The 20,405-nt window shown below is 45.9% G+C and carries 18 protein-coding genes; 8 read left to right on the top strand and 10 right to left on the bottom strand.

The window, feature by feature from the left end:
• Positions 1-9: 9 nt before the first annotated feature.
• Together holA and AC1XUF_RS05120 are read right to left on the bottom strand one after the other, a co-directional pair.
• On the bottom strand, positions 10-1,029 hold the full coding sequence (holA, locus tag AC1XUF_RS05125) for a DNA polymerase III subunit delta (RefSeq protein ID WP_483340586.1): 1,020 nt from the start codon (positions 1,027-1,029) through the stop codon (positions 10-12).
• 82 nt (positions 1,030-1,111) lie between these two features.
• The gene (locus AC1XUF_RS05120; RefSeq protein ID WP_483340585.1) at positions 1,112-1,714 is read right to left on the bottom strand and encodes an acyl carrier protein phosphodiesterase; all 603 of its coding nucleotides are present in this window, start codon (positions 1,712-1,714) and stop codon (positions 1,112-1,114) included.
• 97 nt (positions 1,715-1,811) lie between these two features.
• Here AC1XUF_RS05120 and AC1XUF_RS05115 point away from each other — a divergent pair, with 97 nt between their 5' ends.
• Positions 1,812-2,327, top strand: a complete 516-nt coding sequence (locus AC1XUF_RS05115; RefSeq protein ID WP_483340584.1) for an FKBP-type peptidyl-prolyl cis-trans isomerase — start codon at positions 1,812-1,814, stop codon at positions 2,325-2,327.
• A 68-nt stretch (positions 2,328-2,395) separates the two neighbouring features.
• Here the strand turns inward: AC1XUF_RS05115 and AC1XUF_RS05110 are convergent, their stop codons facing one another.
• Positions 2,396-2,875: a deoxycytidylate deaminase gene (locus AC1XUF_RS05110; RefSeq protein ID WP_483340583.1), complete on the bottom strand. Its 480-nt coding sequence runs from the start codon at positions 2,873-2,875 to the stop codon at positions 2,396-2,398.
• A 69-nt stretch (positions 2,876-2,944) separates the two neighbouring features.
• Here AC1XUF_RS05110 and AC1XUF_RS05105 point away from each other — a divergent pair, with 69 nt between their 5' ends.
• Entirely contained in the window at positions 2,945-4,027 is a 1,083-nt protein-coding gene (locus AC1XUF_RS05105) for a DUF922 domain-containing protein (RefSeq protein ID WP_483340582.1), read from the top strand.
• Here the strand turns inward: AC1XUF_RS05105 and AC1XUF_RS05100 are convergent, their stop codons facing one another.
• Genes AC1XUF_RS05100 through AC1XUF_RS05090 form a run of 3 tightly spaced genes read right to left on the bottom strand, consistent with a single transcriptional unit; the run spans position 4,028 to position 8,043 of the window.
• On the bottom strand, positions 4,028-5,821 hold the full coding sequence (locus AC1XUF_RS05100; RefSeq protein ID WP_483340581.1) for a ComEC/Rec2 family competence protein: 1,794 nt from the start codon (positions 5,819-5,821) through the stop codon (positions 4,028-4,030).
• A 4-nt stretch (positions 5,822-5,825) separates the two neighbouring features.
• Positions 5,826-7,115: a T9SS type A sorting domain-containing protein gene (locus AC1XUF_RS05095; protein WP_483340580.1), complete on the bottom strand. Its 1,290-nt coding sequence runs from the start codon at positions 7,113-7,115 to the stop codon at positions 5,826-5,828.
• A complete protein-coding gene (locus AC1XUF_RS05090) occupies positions 7,096-8,043 on the bottom strand; it encodes a PhoH family protein (protein ID WP_483340579.1) in 948 nt (315 codons plus the stop codon). The genes AC1XUF_RS05095 and AC1XUF_RS05090 overlap by 20 nt, the downstream gene beginning before the upstream one ends.
• 248 nt (positions 8,044-8,291) lie before the next feature.
• Between AC1XUF_RS05090 and dnaB the strand changes: the two genes are divergently transcribed.
• Positions 8,292-9,908, top strand: coding sequence for a replicative DNA helicase (gene dnaB / locus AC1XUF_RS05085; RefSeq protein WP_483340578.1), 1,617 nt, complete (start codon positions 8,292-8,294; stop codon positions 9,906-9,908).
• 61 nt (positions 9,909-9,969) lie between these two features.
• Here dnaB and rlmD read toward each other — a convergent pair whose 3' ends face one another.
• Positions 9,970-11,385, bottom strand: a complete 1,416-nt coding sequence (gene rlmD, locus AC1XUF_RS05080) for a 23S rRNA (uracil(1939)-C(5))-methyltransferase RlmD (protein WP_483340577.1) — start codon at positions 11,383-11,385, stop codon at positions 9,970-9,972.
• A 63-nt stretch (positions 11,386-11,448) separates the two neighbouring features.
• On the opposite strand from rlmD, the gene AC1XUF_RS05075 reads away from it, so the two are divergent.
• Together AC1XUF_RS05075 and AC1XUF_RS05070 are read left to right on the top strand one after the other, a co-directional pair.
• The gene (locus tag AC1XUF_RS05075; RefSeq protein WP_483340576.1) at positions 11,449-13,656 is read left to right on the top strand and encodes a T9SS type B sorting domain-containing protein; all 2,208 of its coding nucleotides are present in this window, start codon (positions 11,449-11,451) and stop codon (positions 13,654-13,656) included.
• Between the two features lie 456 nt (positions 13,657-14,112).
• Positions 14,113-14,766 (top strand): NAD(P)-dependent oxidoreductase, encoded by a 654-nt coding sequence (locus tag AC1XUF_RS05070; RefSeq protein ID WP_483340575.1) that lies wholly within the window; start codon positions 14,113-14,115, stop codon positions 14,764-14,766.
• 381 nt (positions 14,767-15,147) lie between these two features.
• On the opposite strand, the gene AC1XUF_RS05065 is transcribed toward AC1XUF_RS05070, so the two are convergent.
• A complete protein-coding gene (locus tag AC1XUF_RS05065) occupies positions 15,148-15,603 on the bottom strand; it encodes an SRPBCC family protein (protein WP_483340574.1) in 456 nt (151 codons plus the stop codon).
• A gap of 107 nt (positions 15,604-15,710) precedes the next feature.
• On the opposite strand from AC1XUF_RS05065, the gene AC1XUF_RS05060 reads away from it, so the two are divergent.
• Entirely contained in the window at positions 15,711-16,157 is a 447-nt protein-coding gene (locus AC1XUF_RS05060) for an SRPBCC domain-containing protein (RefSeq protein ID WP_483340573.1), read from the top strand.
• A 15-nt stretch (positions 16,158-16,172) separates the two neighbouring features.
• Here AC1XUF_RS05060 and AC1XUF_RS05055 read toward each other — a convergent pair whose 3' ends face one another.
• Both AC1XUF_RS05055 and AC1XUF_RS05050 read right to left on the bottom strand, forming a co-directional pair.
• Positions 16,173-16,358, bottom strand: coding sequence for a hypothetical protein (locus AC1XUF_RS05055; RefSeq protein ID WP_483340572.1), 186 nt, complete (start codon positions 16,356-16,358; stop codon positions 16,173-16,175).
• 3 nt (positions 16,359-16,361) lie between these two features.
• Entirely contained in the window at positions 16,362-18,479 is a 2,118-nt protein-coding gene (locus tag AC1XUF_RS05050; RefSeq protein WP_483340637.1) for a Tex family protein, read from the bottom strand.
• A 127-nt stretch (positions 18,480-18,606) separates the two neighbouring features.
• On the opposite strand from AC1XUF_RS05050, the gene AC1XUF_RS05045 reads away from it, so the two are divergent.
• Together AC1XUF_RS05045 and AC1XUF_RS05040 are read left to right on the top strand one after the other, a co-directional pair.
• Positions 18,607-19,431, top strand: coding sequence for a ThuA domain-containing protein (locus tag AC1XUF_RS05045; protein ID WP_483340571.1), 825 nt, complete (start codon positions 18,607-18,609; stop codon positions 19,429-19,431).
• 8 nt (positions 19,432-19,439) lie between these two features.
• Positions 19,440-20,342, top strand: a complete 903-nt coding sequence (locus AC1XUF_RS05040) for a helix-turn-helix transcriptional regulator (RefSeq protein WP_483340570.1) — start codon at positions 19,440-19,442, stop codon at positions 20,340-20,342.
• Positions 20,343-20,405: the final 63 nt, after the last annotated feature.

The raw sequence follows: 20,405 nt of genomic DNA, 5'->3' as shown, positions 1-20,405 counted from the left end.
GGGTTAAGGCTAGTGCAGAATTTTAAAAACCAATTCTCTCAGCAATTCCCCCTCCGCGATACTGACACCGTCCAATCCTTTTAGGCGGCCGTCGCATTCACGGAGATAATGAATGATGTGTGTTACCTTGGGTAGCGGGTAATTTCTGCAAGCCAGCAAATAGTCTTTTACAAAATAGGGATTGACACCCAGTTCCGAGGCAAGGTTTCGTTCGCTTTTGTCCTTGCTGGCATGTGTCAGCAGCAGTTTTGAAAAGAATCCATATAGAATAATCAGAATAGGCGAAAGCGGGTTATCCTTCGAATTAGCAGAGAAGTAATTGGCAATCTGGTTGGCTTTCAGGATATCCCGGGTCATTAACGCTTTCTGAAATTCAAAAACATTGTATTCCTTGCTGATACCTACAAAACGCTCCACGGCTCCTGCATCAATGCCCTCGTCTACACGAAGGTTAACCATGATCTTCCTTATTTCATTAGAAAGCCTCTTGAGATCGTTACCGATGTTATCGACCAGCATTTGCACCGCTTTGGGACTGATCTTAACACCTTCATGCTGACAAAAAGAAGACACCCACTCTGGCAGTTTATTGTCGTACATTTTTTTCGATTGCACCGTAACGCCCTTGGTATTAATCGCTTTGATGTAAGACTTCCTTTCGTCGGCATTGGCGTGAAAACAAAACACCAGAACCGTGCTTTTCAGTGGATTGAGTGCGTAATCCTCCAATCGGGCCTGGTGGTCCTTCTGCTCAATCCCCCCCAGTTTATTGGCATCTTTAACAATGATGAGCTGGCGCTCGGACATAAAAGGAAAGCGCCTGGCATAACCCAGCACACCTGTGAGATCAGTATCTTTGCCATACAGAACGAACTGGTTAAAACCCTTTTCCGACTCAGGAACAACTCTTTTCTCCAGTTCATCGGTAATCAGGTCAATGTAATAAGGTTCATCCCCATGCAGAAAATAAATCGGCCAGAAAGTTTTCGTTTTGATTTCTTTTAGTATGCTGTCCGGTGTTTGGGCCATTGCAAAATTTCACGGTTGCGGGCATTGCTGCCAATCATTTAAGATACCAAAAGTAATGTTGCCTGTTGACTTTCCTGATCTTCTAAAGCGCATTTTCGGTAATAAAAAGATCCGCGTTTCTCCTGAGGTCCGGGAAAAATTTAAGAAACCGTTCATAATAAAGTGCTTCGTGAAGCTTTAAATCATCAACGGCTCCTCTGATCGGGGCCAAAAAAGCCGCCCGTCCCGAAAGCCTCTGAAAGGTCAGGTCAATACCCTCGAGAGTTCCGTATGTGCTGAGCCAATCCTGCCGGACCATGGAGCGTACCATGGGAATCATTTCTTCGGGGATCAGGTACTTGTTCCTTTCTATGACTGAATACTTTTCATGGGCATATGCGAACAAAGGTTTACTGGCAAAATCCCCGAAATGGCTGGCAATGAAATAATCAAAGTAAATATCCATGACAATTCCCGCGAGCTTCCCCTGCGATCGTGAGGCTACCTCTTTGGCTTCCTGAACTTCCGGGTGCGTGTCGGTGAAGAAATCGATAAAACGGTGCAGTTTCAGACCTAAAACATAATCCTGATTCCAGGTCGAAGTTTTTTCCTCAGTCAACCGTCCTTTCACAAAGTCTCCCACATAATTTCCCATGAGCACCTCCTCATTATCCCCTGACAGTAAAATATGGGCTAAAAAATTCATTTGAATAACATTTTGACAAAATTCCCGTAGGTTTGTTTACCTTACTTTTCATGGAACAATTATTTTACAACAATCATTATTTTAATCAAGCGAGCAAATGAAAGTCGAAAAAAATAACGTGATCGCGTTAACATATAGTCTGACAATCCCCGATTCCGAAGGGGAAACAGACGTGGTCGAAGTGGTAACAGAAGAAGATCCCATGTACTTCATCCAGGGCATCAGCGGCCTTCCCGAGGGATTCGAAAACCAGATCGAAGGGTTATCGGCAGGAGATACGTTCGATTTTACCGTCGCCCCGGAAGATGGCTATGGCGAATACGATGAAGAAGCTGTGGTTGATCTGCCAAAGGCTGTTTTCCAGATGGAAGACGTTGATCAGGACGAGTTGCTTCAAATTGGAAATATTATCCCCATGACCAACGAAGACGGCGAAAGAATGCATGGCCAGGTTGTCGAAGTAAGGGACGACGTGGTTATCATGAACTTCAACCATCCCCTGGCAGGAAAAGAGATGCATTTCTCCGGGCAGATCATTTCAGTTCGCCCTGCGACGGCTGAGGAAATCAGTCATGGCCACGTTCACGGAGCGGGTGGCGTGCATCACCATTAATTTTAACTGATTGGATGACTGAATGAGTAATTATTGCAAATCAGCTTTGCTATATTTACTCATTCACTTCAAGTCGCTGAAACGTACTGCTCGACCTCCACACCAAACCGCCGCAAAAACTCCACTCCCTCCTCCACGGCAATTCCTTTATAAGCAGCATAGGAGTTCAGAAAAATCACCTTTTTGATTTTCATCGTGTATATCACCCGCGCACAGGCAATGCACGGAGCCAAAGTCACGAAAAGCGTCGCTCCTTCGATATTGGAGCCATTTTTGACTGCAAAAAGAATCGCATTCTGCTCGGCATGCAAAGCGAGCGAGCAGCTTCCTTTCGCATCTCTCGGACATCCGGTTTCTGGAAATTCCTCGTCGCAGTTGTGTGTTCCGGCCGGAGGGCCGTTATAACCAATCGAAATAATCCGGGTATCTTTAGTAAGCACAGCGCCGACCTGCGCTTTTATACAATGGGAACGCAAAGCAAGGTTTTTTGCCAGGTCCATAAAAATAGCATCAAATTCGGGTCGCAAATTCGTTGTAGGTAATGTCATTCGTGATTTGAAAAGAATTTACTGCAAACTTAGATAAATGCCGCTTTATTCAACAGCGGATTGGAAAGTATGATCAAAGGTATCTTTATACAATTGTTACTTTGTTTGCCCGCTTTTCCAGTTTTTTCGCAACAGGAAAAAGTCGTATTGAACCTGACGAAAGAACCGGCATCGCTTTTCAGGACTTATAAGTTTTTTGTCCAGGAAGTGGAGGATAAGAGAATGTTACCGGGCGCAGTGCTCGGAAAAGTCATCGCTTTTGGAAAAGAAATTCCGGCTGTGCTGCCCGGTCGTGCTGACAACGAACTATATAACTATTGGTCCTTTGAGGCGCCAAAGAAAGAACAGGCCTATTTGCCGCTTTATATTACCATTAAGGATCTTTCGCTCAACGAAAAAAGAGTTGCTCCCAATAAAGTCACGGGCGAAGTGAAATTGAATGTGCGCTTTCGCTGGTATCGCGACATGCTGCCGGTAGAGCTGACCAATTACCAAACTTCTGCTACCTACACCAGACCGGAAAAAGATTATGATTACGAAAGGCTCGTCAAACAACTGCTGGATCAGTCGCTGGCCCATTTTCAAAAATGGATGGTTTCCAACACAGGAAAAAACCCAGCGCTTGCAAGAGGGCTTGTACTTGTTTTCAAAGAAATAACCGCCAATCGGGAAGATACTGTATTCTACTCTCCAAAAAGGCCGCTGATCTGGGATGATTTCAAAGTACGAAGCGGCAAGCCCGGCAGTCGCTATGCGGCAGCGGTGTTTACCAGTTTTGGTTATGAAGGAAGATCTTACCCGAAAGACAACGACCTGGTAGTCGAAATCGGTTTAAAAATATTCATGGTCAAAAGTATGTCCTGGGGACGACCCGAGTCCCGTAATGCCGGTACTTTGCGCCACGAGCAAATCCATTTCGACATCACAAGACTGGTTGTTGAAAAATTCAAGCAGCGTTTGCAAAAGGCCGGACTCACCATAGAAGACTATGACAGCGAGATCCAATACCAGTTTTTGGAAGCATTCCGCGAGATGAACGACGATCAGGAACGATACGACGGGGAGACAGGTCACGGATTGAACGACGCCGCACAGGCCGCATGGGACAAAAAAGTGTCCGCGCAGATCGCGGCCGTATATGAGGTTCAGTAACTATTCGGCCCTTTCTTTGCCCGTGACAAAGATTGTATGAGCAATCTCGCTGGCCACGGAATAGTTTTTCAGATAAAAGTCATACGCTTTCTGATCGGAACCGAAATTTCTCTCGGAAACGAGAAACAGAGCGTTCCCTCTTTTAAAGCTTTCTACCGCATGCCCGGGTATGTCGTGAACGTGATGTTCAGCGGTCAGGAAAATACGGATACTTTCGGAAATAGAGACACTTGCAAAAATCAATGCGATCACGAAGACACGTTTAAGATGACCATAACTCCGAAAGGTATACGCACACCAAACCATAAACAGTAAAAGATACAGCAACAAGATTTCGGCCATTCCGAGATGCAGATTTTCAACGAGATAAGCCGGCAACTTTTCGGGTATTGTAACCGACATATCTGTCAACCTGGCAGACCAGTCCACTATTGCGCTGACAAACGAATGCAACCAACTCACGTTAACTGTACTTACCAATAGCATCGCCATCGAAGCCGGCAGGAGCACATTCGTAAATGCAATGACAAACGGGTTAACGAGCCAGAAGTAAGTCGGGAACTGGTGAAAATAGTACAGGCTTAATGGAAAAGTAGAGAGCTGTGCCGCAAATGCTAATGCAGTTATTTGCCAGATAAACTTCAAAATACGGTTTTCAGGACTGAAAATGCGCGAAATCGGCTCGTAGAAAAGGAAGATACCCGCCATAGCAAGATAAGAAAGCTGAAAGCCGACGTCGTAAGCAGCGGATGGATCGAGCAGCAAGATTAGCAACGCCGAAATCGCAAGTGTGTTCATTGCATTGTTCTCTCTCCCGAAGCATTCCGCAACCACAAAAACAATGCACATCAGGGTTGCCCGCTGGACCGAAGGAGAAAGGCCGGTTACAGCGGCATAGAAACCTAAAAGTACCGCCACGCTGATTAAAAATGAAGGCGCGCTATAGCGTTTCATCCAACCCAGCAAGTGACTGATAACTAGAAAGATAATGGCCACATGCATTCCCGAAACAGACAAAATATGGACGGTACCGGATGCCACGTAATTGTCGACCTGCTCATCTATCAGGCCGTCGCGTCGGCCCAGAAGCATTGCTTTTACCAACCCGTAAGATTGATCATTTCTAATCTCTTTCCTGAAGACCTGATCGGCCCATTTCGAGACCTCAATACCCAACATTGCAGCACGATTGGCAGTTTCCTGACCAGAGATCACCTCAAAGTCTTCTTCGCGCAGATAATCTGTCCAGAGAATTCCTTTATTTCTCAAATAGTCGCGGTAATCGAATTGATTGGGATTGGTAGCAGTAAGAGGCAAATCCAGTTTGCTCTTGGCGAGGAATTGGTCTCCCGGCCCTGGCATTCGCTTAGCCTGTGCTTCTATATTCACCAATGCTTTGAGTTTGGTACCCGTCCATAATCCACTGGCAGGCCTAATTCTGTCGACCATGACTTCCAATCGCACGGAATTCTGGCGTTTTTCAGGCAGACCCGTTACGACCGCATGGTAGTAAGCATATTGCTGGTTGCTCAAAAAAGCTATTTCCGCATTCCTGGCATACTCAACGGAAATTTTGTTATATACCCCAAGAGAAACCATGAAAAGCGTAAAGCCGATCCCAAAACCGATTTTACGCCCCAAGAGGTAAAGGATGAGACAGGCTAAAAAGCCCGCGAAGAGTAATCCCGCAAATACATTTGTAGAAACTGAAAACCATGAAAGAAGCCAGTCGCCTGCTAAGATCCCTAAAATATAACACAAGGCGACTCCGACGAACGGGGCGCGTGAAAGCATAAAATTACCTGACTAGAAAACGCTTCGTTAAAGTCTGACTGCCGGCAGTTACTTTGTAGTAGTATAAGCCGCTTGGGAAATTCTTAACGTCGAGTGAGGTGCGGTTAATCGCATCTTCGGTAACTTTCTGTCCGCGTTGGTTAAAAACGCTGACCGTAAATATTTCGAAATTGGGAGTAAAAACATTAGAAAAAAGAGTCCCGCGAACCGGATTAGGATAAACCTCCACCAACAAGTCATCGCGGGTAATCTTCGAAAATTCGACAAGTTTGGCCCTGCGCGGACTTAATGCCAGCACGGCGTGCATCCGTTCTTTCTGGTCATTGGTGAATATGCTCATGCAAAGGTCAGGCGAATAGTCCATATAATTCTCGATCATATTCCGGGACCTGACTCCCTTGCAATCAGAGAAAACGGGCGTGCAGGAAATATCCGTCGTTTCGTTCTTTGTATTGGCCGTAGGGGTGTCGTCACAGTAATCCGTGCCACAAGTACGGTCTCCCCAAATATGGATCAGGCCAAGCCAATGACCAACTTCGTGGGTGGTAGTCCTCCCTAAATTGTAAATCTTGGTTGTGATAACTTCCGCATCTCTTCCAAAATAACGATAATCTATTATAACCCCATCGGTCAAAGCATCTTTCTCTTCGTCTTCAGTGGTTGCCAGCCCTGTTGTCCGACTCGTGATCTCGGTGACCACGGGAAATTGGGAAGTTCCGAGATAACGGTCTGTCAGTCTGCAAACCCATATGTTGAGGTAACGATTTGTAAACCATGCCGGAGCGATAGTTGCCAGTTTTTCCGCGTCCACAACAGGACTAAACTGGGTGGTAGCGTCGTAAGTACGCACAACTGTAACCAGTTTGAACCTGATCCCGGTATCCACGGCAAGTGAATCAGTATAAAACCCCTTGTAGCCGGATGTGTTGCCATAATCTTCATTCAGGACATCAATCTGGCTTTGGATCTGTGCATCTGCGATATTGGGATTGCCCGCCCCCCCTATGGCACCATCTTTTTTGTCATGTACCACATGTACTACAACCGGAATGGTGACTACTTCACCGGCAGATGTCCGCAAGTTGGAACGGTTTTGCTGAATATATTCCCTGATGGCATTCTCCGTTTTCAACCGGTGGCTGAGCAGGGCTGGATTTTTCAAAAGCCGTACCGAATCACGCTGCTGCTCCGCGCAACGAATCAACAGCGCATCAGGATCCTGTGCTTTTGCAAGCATTGCCACGCTTAGGGCCAGAGCCAATATCAGTAAAACCCTACTGTTCAGATTTTTCATATGCTGCCAATATGTCCCGCACCAAACGGTGCCTTACCACGTCAGACCCATCCAGCTCCACAAAACTAATCCCCTTAATACCTTTCAATACGTGCAGCGAGTCAATCAAACCCGATCTTAAATTTTTGGGTAAGTCAATCTGAGACTTGTCACCGGTAATAATCGCCTTGGAGCTCGGCCCCATCCTGGTCAGGAACATTTTCATTTGCATGGGAGTCGTATTCTGGGCTTCATCCAGCAAGATAAATGCATTATTGAGTGTCCTTCCCCGCATATAGGCCAGGGGTGCAATCTCAATAACCCGGGTCTCCAGATACAATTTAAGCTTTTCCGGCGCAATCATATCATCCAGCGCGTCATAGATCGGACGCAAATACGGATCTATTTTTTCCTTTAAATCGCCCGGTAAAAAGCCGAGGTTCTCTCCTGCCTCCACCGCGGGTCGTGTGATAATAATCTTTCGTACTTCTTTATTTTTCAATGCCCTGACGGCGATCGCCACGGCGGTATAGGTCTTTCCTGTTCCTGCCGGTCCGACGGCAAACACAAGGTCATATTTCGAGGCTTGCTCAACTAAAAGTTTCTGATTCGTAGTCTTCGCCTTCACTACCAGTCCCTTATTGCCATACAAAATGACGTCGTCGTCACTCTCGCCATTGGCGACCGAGGTTTTGGCCAAGCCATTCAGATAACCCTTCACATTGTCGTTGGTTATCTTACCATACCTCTGGTAGTGTGCCAGAAGTGAATCCATGATGTCTGTGATGCGGATGATTTCGGGTGCAGTCCCCTGGATGCGGATCTCGTTACCGCGTGAAATGATTTTGCTTTCCGGGAAAGCGGCGGCGACCTCTTTAATATTCGAATTGTGAATACCCAAAAAATCAACCATTGATACGTCCTCGAGTGTGATGATTTTTTCCAGCAAATGAATGAAAGTTTTAGTGTTTGTCTATTTGTTCTAAAATTTAGTAATAATAACGAACATATATAAAACATGGATTTAGATTTTACAATAATACCGCCAAATCTATCGGTGAAAAATAAGCGTCCTCCAATCAACTGTTTCATTATCAGACTTACAACTCACAGCCTTATTTTTCAAAAAAATTTATTGCCTTCATAAGCCCTGTCTTCCTTTCCTCGAAGCCGCCCAGTGCTTAACTTTGTAATAACATGGAAAACGAAAAGGCACCTAATTACTCCTCAAGGACAGGATCAAAATCTGGCAACAATTTCAAGAAGCCTTACGGCACCAGAACACCTGCTATCGAGCAGTCATTCAGCAAGTTACCCCCTCAGGCCATCGACCTTGAGGAGGCTGTTCTGGGTGCTTTAATGATTGAAAAGGATGCCCTTACCGCGGTGGCGGACATTCTCCGGCCTGATACTTTTTACAAGGAAGCGCATGTCCGGATATACACGGCCATCATCACACTTTTCGCTGATTCGGAGCCCATTGACATGCTCACTGTCACCTCCAAACTGCGCAGTACCGGAGAACTGGAACTGATCGGCGGGGCAACCTACATCATGGAATTGACCAGCAAAGTCAACTCCGCGGCAAACATCGAATTCCATGCCCGTATCCTGTCTCAGGCTTTCATCAAAAGAGAGCTGATCAAGATTTCCTCTGAGATCCAGCGTGAAGCATTTGAGGATACTACAGATGTTTTCAGGCTTTTGGATAAAACCGAACAGGCGCTTTTTGAGATCTCTGAATCGAATATCAAGAAAAACTATTCTGATATGGGCGCACTCATGCGCCAGGCCCTCGCAGAACTTGATCTCAAAAAGAATAATAAGGATGGGTTGACTGGCGTCCCTTCAGGTTTCAGCGCATTGGACAGGCTGACCTCTGGCTGGCAGAAGACAGAGTTGATGATCCTCGCTGCAAGGCCCGGTATGGGTAAAACCGCATTCGTGGTTTCCTCTCTCCGTAATGCCGCGGTAGATTTCAATATGCCAGTCGCGATCTTTTCGCTTGAAATGTCTTCGGTACAGCTCGTGAATCGTCTGATTTCCGCCGAAGCCGAAATTGACAGCGAAAAAATAAGAAAAGGAAGCCTTGCTCCGCACGAATGGGAACAGTTGCACCATCGTATCCACAGGCTCACCAATGCGCCCATATTTATAGACGATACCCCGGCTCTCTCTATTCTTGAATTGCGGGCCAAATGCCGTCGTCTGAAAGCACAGCACGACATTCAGATGATCGTTATCGACTATCTCCAGCTGATGACCGGAGATACCGGTGGAAAAGGCGCAGGAAACCGTGAACAGGAGATTGCCATGATCTCCCGGTCACTCAAAAACCTGGCGAAAGAGCTGGACGTACCCGTTATCGCACTTTCCCAGCTTAGTCGTGCTGTGGAAACAAGGGGCGGTGAAAAAAGGCCACAGCTCTCAGATTTGAGGGAATCCGGGTCTATTGAGCAGGATGCAGATATGGTTCTTTTCCTTTATCGTCCCGAATATTATGGCATTACTGAAGACGAAGCCGGCAATTCCGTAGCAGGCATCGGCGAAGTTATTGTAGCCAAAAACCGTGCGGGCTCGCTGGATACCGTACAATTAAGGTTTATCGGAAAGTATACAAAATTTATGGATCTCGATTCTGGCTTCACTCCCGCCCCGTTCTCCGTCGATCGTCCGATACCCACCTCGACCAATCCGATATCTTCTTTCGAAAGCCAAAGTAAACCCAACCCCGGCGGCGGCACATTGAGAAGTCGCGCCAATGATTTGAGCAGCTTCGACTACAAAGGCCCCGACAGCGAACCGCCGTTTTGATGCTGAACCCCTAGATCCCCCAAAGGAAACTTTACATCTTACAAAGCCCATTCCAGGAAATTTAGGAGTTTCCAAAGATAGGCTTCCTAACCAGCAACGCCACATTTTCAACATGGTGTGTGTTCGGAAACATATCTACCGGCTGCACCCTTGTCACCTCGTAATGTTCCGACATCAAAGCAAGATCGCGCGCCTGCGTGGCTGTATTGCAGCTCACATATACAATTCTCTCAGGCGACGCTTTCAGGATTGTCTCCACAACCGGCAGATCCATCCCTGCGCGGGGAGGGTCCGTGATGATCACGTCGGGCCGGCCATGTGTTTTCAGGAAATTTCCGTTCATGATGTTCCGCATATCCCCGGCGAAAAAGGAAGTGTTCGTAATGCCATTGAGTTCTGAGTTTCTGCGCGCATCCTGTACCGCAGCTTCCACATATTCCACGCCCACAACGTTTCTGGCGCGCCTCGCAACGAAATTAGCAATGGTGCCCGTTCCCGTATAAAGGTCATATACTGATTCATTTCCCGTCAACCCGGCGAATTCCCTGGTTACGCTGAAAAGTTGATACGCTTGTTCCGAATTGGTCTGGTAAAATGATTTCGGCCCTACCAGAAAAGTCAGGTCTTCCATCGTCTCCCGAATGAATGCATCTCCAGCATAATTGATCACCTCCTGGTCCTGGTAGGAATCGTTTCCTTTCAGATTGACGATATAATTCAATGATGTTATCTCTTTGTGGGTATGGTGCAGGTATTCCATAACCTCTCCAATGGCTTCGTCATGCTGTGCTCCGAATTGCACGATCACCATTACGTCCCCTGTATTGGCAGTACGCACTACAAGGTTCCTCAAAACCCCGACGTTAAACCTCACGTCATAGTGCGGTATACCTTTTAGATCGCCGAAATGATGCAGCGAATTCCGGATGGTATTGGATGGATCCGGTTGCAAATGACAGTGGTCCACCGTGAAAATCTTATCAAAGCGCTTTGGAACATGAAAGCCAAGCGCATTCTTGGAAAATTGCTGCCCCGAATCCATTTGCTCCTTTGTCAGCCACCGCCAATTGGAAAACGTAAATTCCAACTTATTGCGGTAATATTCCGTCCTGGGAGCAGCTAAAATCTGGTTAATCTCAACATTTCTGATCTTTCCTATTCTCTCAAAATGATCAATCACCTGCTGCCTCTTGAATCTCAGCTGATGCTCGTAAGCGACGTGCTGCCATTTGCACCCGCCACAAACCGTATGATGCAAGCAATAAGGGTCAGTACGTAAGCTGGATAGGGAATGGGTTTTGGTAACAATCGCTTCCATCAGTTTCTTCTTGGTTTTTACCACCTGCAGGTCAACGATGTCACCAGGAGCTACGTTTCCCTCGACGAAAATCACGCCGTCTTCCGATTTAAAAATACATTTGCCTTCTGCCGCAAAATCGGTAATTTCAACGTATTCGTATTTGTTATTCTTAGGCATATTTCCTTTTTAATTTACTAACTCCAATATCCTATCGGATTATTTTTACCGCTTCCATAACCCATGAAAAAACGGTTCATCTGCTTTGTTTTGATGCTGTTTACGATCTGCCAAGCCCAAGCCACACACATCGTTGGCGGACAGCTCTTCATCACCGAAAACCCCAACAGCGTTTATAATTACAACATTGGCCTCACCATGTATTTCGACGCCCTCAATGGTAATCCGGGCGCCGAAGACCCTACTGTCAACATTTACGTATTCAGAAAGCGGGACAATGCCGCGATTGGTTGGCTTGAAGCTCCAAAAATAGAACGAAAATCGGTCACCTATGCAAATCCTTCTTGCGGAATATCGACGTTGCAGACCTACATGATCACTTATAGCGCTTCCGTCAGGCTCGACGTTGCCAGTTTCGACGACTCCCAAGGCTACTATATGGTGTGGGACCGTTGCTGTCGGAACGGTACTATTACGAATATAAAAGCCCCGGGGGACGCTGGCAGTCTCTTTTACCTTGAATTTCCGCCTCTCATCAAAAACAATGCGAATTTCAAGAACTCTTCTCCCGTTTTTCCAGCCATTAAAGGAGATTATGCCTGTGTCAACTCTCCGTTCTTCTTCGATTTTGGAGGCACCGATGCGGATGGTGATAGCCTCACGTACACCCTGATTACTCCGATGCAGGGTTTCTCCGATAAGAACAATCCAAGCATTCCCGGCCGTGGCTCATCCAGCTATCCCAGGCTGGAGTGGATTGACGGTATCTCTATTGACAATGTGATACCAGGCCCGCAGCCACTCAGAGTGAACCGTTCCACCGGAATGCTCTCGGTCACCCCGGGGAACGTTGGGTTGTACGTATTCGCCGTGCAGGTTGACGAATACCGGAATGGCGTGAGAATAGGCTCCCTTACGCGAGATTTTCAATTAAAAGTAGTAGACTGCCCTAAAAGCGAACCGCCTCAATTACTCTTCAAACCCAAAGGAAAAACCAGTTATTACACTGAAAATGAAATTATCACACTAAAAAAAGATGATCCCAATTGCTTTGAGGTAATCGTTACCGACCCCACCATCAACCAGTTGGTTAAGGTCACTGGCAGGGCAGTCAATAATTCCAAAAATTATTTTGCCATTCTCCCTGCCGAATTCCGCACCACGATCGCAAACGATACGATGAAATTCGAGATCTGTCTGGACGAGTGCTTTGTAACCTACGATAACCGGCCGATTCGTATCCAGCTGGTCGCCGAGGATGAAAGCTGCCCGATTCCACTGACGGACACGTTAAATATCTACATCAGGCGCGAAAACAGTGGCAATACCGCGCCCATTATCTCCACATCTCTGCCTGGCGATTACGTGCACGTGAGCGCGGGTGTTCCGGTTACTTTTATTGTTTATGGAAAAGACGTCGATAAGGACAACCTCACACTGTCGGGGCGCGGAAGGGATTTCAATATGACCGATATGGGCATGGGTTTCGCCACGGCCAGCGGTAACGCGGCCGTTCAACAGAACTTCACATGGACGCCTCCATGCAATGCCAAAAAAGGAGATACCTTGACGGTTGACTTTAAGGTGGAGGACATGCGTTGCGAAGGAAATCCATTGCCCGCTTCCAAGCCCGTCTATTTTATTGTCGACCAGTCCCCCAACAATCCACCCACTGTTGAAACTTCCCTGGCGCTTCCTGAAGTAACTTACTCGATCGGAAGCCCCACCCCTATTACGTTCGACGTACTTGCGACTGATCCCGATACCAACACCATTTCACTCACTGCCTCCGGCCGTGGGTTTAGTCTTGGCGATGTTGGAATGATCTTCGAAAATAAATCCGGCGTCAGATCGGTTACCTCGCCCTATTCCTGGAATCCGGAATGTGCCATGCTGGATGGGGAAGCCGAGCGCACGTTTTTGATTGATTTTGTAACGCAGGACAAAAGTTGTGCATCAGCGAGCGACACCACCACGGTCAAGGTAACTGTGAAGGACAACGGCCAACAACCGTTCCCGGAATTTCCCAATGTTATCACTCCAAACGGTGATGGCAAAAATGATTGTTTTGTGTTTCAGGAATTGCCGCAGGACCAATGCGATGACAGATTCAAAGACATCACGATCTTCAACAGGTGGGGCAAACAAATCTATTATTCTAAGATCCGTCCCAATGACTGGTGCCCCAGTAACATTTCCGGAGGCTATTATTACTACGTGATCCAGTACACAAAACGGTCCTACAAAGGGGGCTTAACGGTTCTCAAATAGTATTCCTCATATTAAAAGGATCAATTTCAACCTCCATTCATAAAGTATTGAATGTTGCATACATTCAATACTTTATGAGCTTTTTCATTGATAAGAAAAGTACACGCCTGCAACTACTTTCAAGCTACCAGCAGTCTTTTAAAACTAACAAATAGTCTAATACTAATAACCCTTTTTATTAATATTAAAAATATAATACTTTTTATACATTAAACATTTAATTATCATTTTATAATATCAATACTTTTTATATTAAAATAATAAAGTAAGTATAAAAAGTATATTACTAATGTGTCCTCAATAAACTTATAGTCAGCCAATTAAAAATATATCCAGCAAACCCAGCCACTCTGGATAAAAATCACTACAACTTTGCTGACACTCAAACCAAACCAAGTAAGCATAACCTTACTAATCCTTATAAGAACAATTCTTTATCCATCAACCATTACGAAAATGAAAATAGCATTAATTGGCGCAACAGGATTTGTAGGTACTGCGCTACTCCGGGAACTCGTTTCTCGCGGCCATCAGGTGACAGCCATTGCCCGCAGCATCGAAAAAATATCTTCGGAAAGCGGTTTGGTAACACCATTATCCGCAAACGTACTGGATACTGCCGAAGTTGCGCGCGCGGTAGCCGGGCATGACGCGGTTATTAGTGCATATAACCCCGGCTGGACCAATCCAAATATCTATAACGAATTCATGGAAGGCGCGAAGGCGATTGAGCAAGGCGTGAAGCAAGCAGGGGTAAAAAGAATCCTGGTTGTAGGCGGCGCAGGAAGCCTGGAAGTAGCGCCCGGCTTACAGCTGATCGACACCCCCTCTTTTCCCGAAGAATACAAAGGGGGAGCAGGCGCTTCACGCGATTATCTCAAAATCCTGAAACAGGATGAAGAACTGGACTGGACGTTTTTTAGCCCAGCCATTGAAATGCATCCTGGTACATCGGGCCACAGGACAGGCCAGTACAGAACAGCCCTCAATAATCCCGTTTTCAATGAGGCAGGAAGAAGCATCATTGGTGTTGAAGACGCAGCAGTTGCTATTGTAGACGAAATCGAACAGGCAAACCACGTTCGTCAACAATTCACCGCGGCATATTAATTATACTATTGAAAAGGTGAATATCAATCAATGTGTGTTTAACTTCTAATAAGTATTAAAAGTTAAATAAACATAAGGCTTATAAAAAGAATGTATTTATATAAGCCTTATGTTTATTACCTCGCATTTTATACTTCTGATATGATTGATATATAGCATAAGTATAAAACTTTTAATAATTTAGAAATTAATAAAAATATTAAAAGTATAATACATTAATAAAGTCACAAAATATTGATAATATTGAAAATACAGTAAGTATCAATTGATTATCAAATAGTTAACTTAACAAATCACCCTGTAGAAGCATTATTTGGTCTGTGCGCATTCGAGAATTTTGTATATGAAGAGTGATTCCGCCTGCCTGGTGCAGCAGAGATTTTAATGCGGAAATCGCTCGGCTAATATCTTTTTCCTGTAATCAAAGATTCGTTCCACCTCGTGTCGTACGAATAACGCATCAACCAAGTCCCCAATAAACCAGCCGGGTACCTTGTAGTGGAGAATGTCTTCCATTAGCGTGCCCCCGTTTCTTTCTGTAAACCGGTGCTGATGGTGCCAGAAAGCATACGGGCCAAACCGCTGTTCATCCACAAAATATTTTCCGTCGACAACCTGTGTAATTTCCGTGCACCAACGCAATGGTATGCCCAAAACAGGTTTTACGATATAAGTAATGATTTGCCCGGCATACATCTCGTCGCCGTGATGAGCGGAAGTGACTACGAAATCCATGTGCGGAGGTGTAATCTCTTTGAGATTGGCGGGGTTCGAAAAGAAGTCCCAAGCTTCACCAAGGGAAATCGGAAGTTGTTGTGTAAAATATAATTCCTGCATGAAAGAAGATCGTTTGAACCATGCATTAAATATCCGCGCCAAACGTTTCAAAGTAGCCAGACTGGCATGATTTTCTTGTTTTTTCTTACAGACTAATTCTTAAAATCATGAACCGAAAACAAATTGCAACGACAACAATATCTATTCACGCAAGTGCATCTGATGTTTGGAAAGCCCTGATAGATCCCGAAATTGTTAAAAAATATATGCACGGCGCGGTCGTCAGCTCTGATTGGGAAATCGGGAGCCCAATCACCTTTACGGGAGAATGGGAAGGGAAGCCTTATCAGGACAAGGGGACGATCCTGGAAATCATCCCTGAACGTGTCCTAGGATTCAGTTTCTGGAGCCCGCTGTCCGGTAGCGAGGATTTTGAAGATAATTATGTACACGTCACCTACCACGTTTCTGAATATGATCACGAAACGACTCTCATCATTACACAGGACAACCTGGAAACAGACGAAGACGTTGTGAAAGCCGAGGAAAACTGGATGAAGGTGGGAAGGAACATTAAAAGTATCTTGGAAGAAGATGCAAAGCATGTGTTATGATGTCATTCTAACACGCTAACAAATATCTATGCCGTCAATTTGGCGGTCAGGTGCATCCGCTTCAATCCACCATTTCCGCGCATACGGAGCAACGCCTACGACTTCCCCGAACTTGACAGCGCTCACGTCGCCAAGTTCGGGCTGACGACGTGAGTATACCAGGCATTGCTTATTGAATTCAATATTGCTGGGGTCGGGCACAAATTACAATTTCATGCTTAAAGCAATTCTTTTTCTTGTGAGATCCACTTCCGTTACCCTTACCTGAACTTGCTGCTGAAGCTTTACCACTTCATTGGGGTCTTTGACAAACTTGTCGGCCAGCTGAGATACATGCACCAGTCCGTCTTGTTTTACACCAATATCTACAAATGCTCCAAATGCGGTAATGTTCGTTACTAATCCTGGTAGCACCATTCCCACTTTGAGATCCTCAGGCTTCCTCACGGAACTATCGAATTCAAATCTTTTCATTTCAGCACGCGGATCTCGTGATGGCTTTTCGAGTTCAGCCAGAATATCCTTCAATGTAGGCAGGCCGACTGTTTCGGAAATATACTTTTCTGGTCTGATCAATTTTCTCAGCTCCGGTTTTTGCATCAGATCTTTGATACCGGCGCCGGTGTCTTTCGCCATTTTTTCGACCAAATCATATCTCTCAGGGTGTACTGCACTGTTATCCAAAGGATTAGATCCATTTTCGATACGGAGGAAACCGGCTGCCTGCTCAAAAGCCTTGGAACCCAGCCGCGGAACTTTCAATAATTGCTGACGGGTTTTGAAGTTGCCGTTTTTGGCCCTGAAATCCACGATATTTTGCGCCAACGCGGGACCAAGGCCTGAAACATAGCGTAATAAGTGCTTGCTCGCCGTGTTGAGGTTTACGCCTACGGAATTTACGCAGCTTTCTACGACTGTATCCAAAGCATTTCGCAATGAATTCTGGTCCACATCGTGCTGGTATTGCCCAACACCAATGGATTTCGGGTCGATCTTAACCAGTTCCGCAAGCGGATCCATCAGGCGGCGCCCAATAGAAACCGATCCGCGTACGGTCACATCCTTATCAGGAAACTCTTCACGCGCCACATCGGAAGCCGAGTAAATGGATGCGCCTTGCTCACTCACCATAAACAAACCGATGCTTGCCGATCCCCCCAAAGTTTCCAAAACCTTTTTTACGAAATCCTCAGTTTCTCTGCCAGCGGTTCCGTTTCCCACTGCTACTGCTTCTATCCTGAACTTCCTGATCAAGTCAGATATCCTCGCTTGTGCTTCGTTGGCTTTATCGAAAGGGTAAATAACATGGTCGGATAGCAAGTTTCCCTGACTGTCGAGCACCACAACCTTGCAACCGGTACGGTATCCTGGGTCAATCGCAAGCACATTCTTCTGCCCCAAAGGCGATGCCAGTAACAACTGCCGAAGGTTTTCAGTGAACACCTGGATGGCAGCAATGTCCGCCTTTTCTTTAGAGAGATTCGAAAATTCGGTTTCAATGGAAGGTTTCAGCAATCGCTTATAGGCATCGCCAATGGCCTCTTCCATCTGGTCTTTACAACCCGGCGTGCCTTTGAGGAATAGCCTGTCCAGCGCTTCCAGTGCCTGGTCTTCGTCAGGCGAAATATCCACACTCAAAAATCCCTCCTCTTCGCCGCGCCTTATGGCCAGCAAACGGTGCGAGGGAATTCTCGAAAGAGGTTCGGAAAAATCAAAATAGTCCCGGTACTTGCTCGCTTCTTCCTCCTTCTTTTTTTTAACTTTCGCTGTGATAATCGCGCCACGCTGAAATGTGTTACGAATACGGCTGCGGGCATCCTGGTTCTCATTGATCCATTCTGCAATGATGTCCCTCGCCCCCTGCAAGGCTTCCGCTACAGTGCCCACCTGGTCTGTCAGATAAGCCGAAGCCCTTCCCTCCGGGTCTGTTTCACGTCCGGCAAAGATCAGCTGCGCGAGTGGTTCCAGGCCTTTTTCGATGGCGATACTGGCGCGTGTTTTCCGCTTTTGTTTATAAGGTAAATAAATATCTTCCAGCTCCGTCAAGGAAAATACCCCTTCAATTTTCTTTTTCAATTCAGGTGTCAGCTTACCCTGGTCCTCGATACTTTTCAAGATGGCTTCCCTTCTTTTTTCGACTTCCAGCTGCCTCTGCCAAGTTTCTTTGATTGCACCTATCTGCACTTCGTCCAACCCGCCAGTTGCCTCTTTACGGTAACGCGAAATGAATGGAAGCGTAGCACCTTCTTCAAACAATTGAATGGTATTTCTGACTTGCTTCTCAGTAATACCGGTCTGCTGGGCAATAAGCAAATAATTCATAGGGGTAATAGAGATATTCATGACGACAAATAAAGTGGTTTTTGTAGTTTTAAAACAAATATTCCCCTCTTATTGCCATCCGGACCTAAAATCCGGCATTCTGTAATATTCCGAAATCCGTATCACCATGAAGAAGTTGTTCTTGTCATTCCTTGCCGCGTTAGTTTTCAATAGTCTGTCTTTAGCTCAGAAAACGCCTCAGTTTCACGTGATTGCTTTTTTTACAGGCAAAAGTGACCGCGCCCATATCAGTTTTGTCGGCGAAGCACACAAGCGATTTCCTGAAATGGGTAAAAAATATGGGTTCACCTATGATTCGACCAGCAATTGGGAAAATCTTAACAGGGACTTTCTTTCTAAATACCAGGTCGTATTATTTCTGGATACAAGGCCAGAGAAGCCAGAGCAGCGGGAGGCATTTCAAAAGTATATGGAAAATGGGGGCGCCTGGCTGGGCTTTCACTTTGCTGCCTTCGCACTGACGCCCTCCGCCTATCCTCAGAACTGGGACTGGTACCATGATCAATTTCTGGGTTCGGGGCAGTATAAAAGCAACACCTGGCACCCTACTCCGGCGATTTTAAAAGTGGAGGCTAAAAATAATCCGGTCACCCAAAACCTGCCCGCGACGTTTAAAACTGCACCCAATGAATGGTACCGCTGGGAAAAAGACCTGACGACAAATCCCGATATCGAGATACTGCTCTCCATAGACCCGTCCAGTTTTCCGCTTGGAAATGGCCCGAAACATCATGAGATCTGGCACAGCGGTTATTATCCCGTAGTATGGACTAATAAAAAATACAAGATGGTTTACATGAATATGGGGCACAATGACATCGACTATGACAACAAAACCAACAAAGAACTGTCCTTCACCTTTGACAATGAAACACAGAATAAGTTGGTAGCCAATACATTACTTTGGCTTGGATCCGAAAAAAAACAGTGAGAGCAGCTATGGAAGAAAAGATCTCGCGGGAATTTGGCAACGGCAGGATGACCGGAATTGTGTGGCAGATCGATGGCATTCGTATGGGACATAGCGTGTCTAAATTCAGCGAGTTGACCAGTTTTGCTGCCAGCAGCAGTAATGATGTGGTCAGGATGCATTTTGGCATGAAGGGCGACTATATGTTCTCTTATAAGCAGCTAAATGCCTCATATGATCTTGTCGGGGGACATCACAACATCATGTATTCGCCAGATTTCGATATGGTGGTTCACAACAAAACATTGCAGCTCGAAACCTTTGGGATACAGTTTCAGAAGGAATTGTTTATCCAGTTTACACAAAACGCCAGTGATTCACTGAAGAGATTTTGTCAACAGGTCATTGACGGTAAAAGCGCTATGCTGTCGCCCAATTGGGGAGCCATCGATTCGCCGATGCAACAGACACTCAGCCAAATCATCCATTGCAAATTTTCAGAGGACCTCAAAAAGCTTTTTCTTTTATCCAAAAGCATTGAACTATTGGTGCTCTGCGCAGATCGTTGCGGATACGCCGACAGCAAAAAAGACACCTTTATAAAAACGAAGGCCGATAAAGAAAAACTGATCGCCGTCAGAGACCTGATCAATGAAAGGGTGCACTGCCCGCCTAACCTTTCCGAAATCTCGCGGGAGGTAGGCCTCAACGAGTACAAACTCAAAAAAGGCTTTAAAGAAACCTTCAATACCACAGTTTTCGGCTATCTGACGGATCAGCGTCTGATACTGGCACGCCAATACCTTCTCGATACGCAACATACAGCTGCAGAAATTGCATTGCAGTTGGGATATGCCACACCTCAGCATTTCAACAATGCGTTCAAAAAGAAATTTGGGATCACACCCTATTCAGTTAGAAATAATCCGTAAAACGCAATCATCATAGGGCCGCATCAGGTTAATATTGTCTCGAAACCGATCGTTCAAATCTAA

This window comes from Dyadobacter sp. HNCC25DJ185, from assembly GCF_056895195.1.
This window is presented reverse-complemented; position numbering and strand designations above follow the sequence as displayed.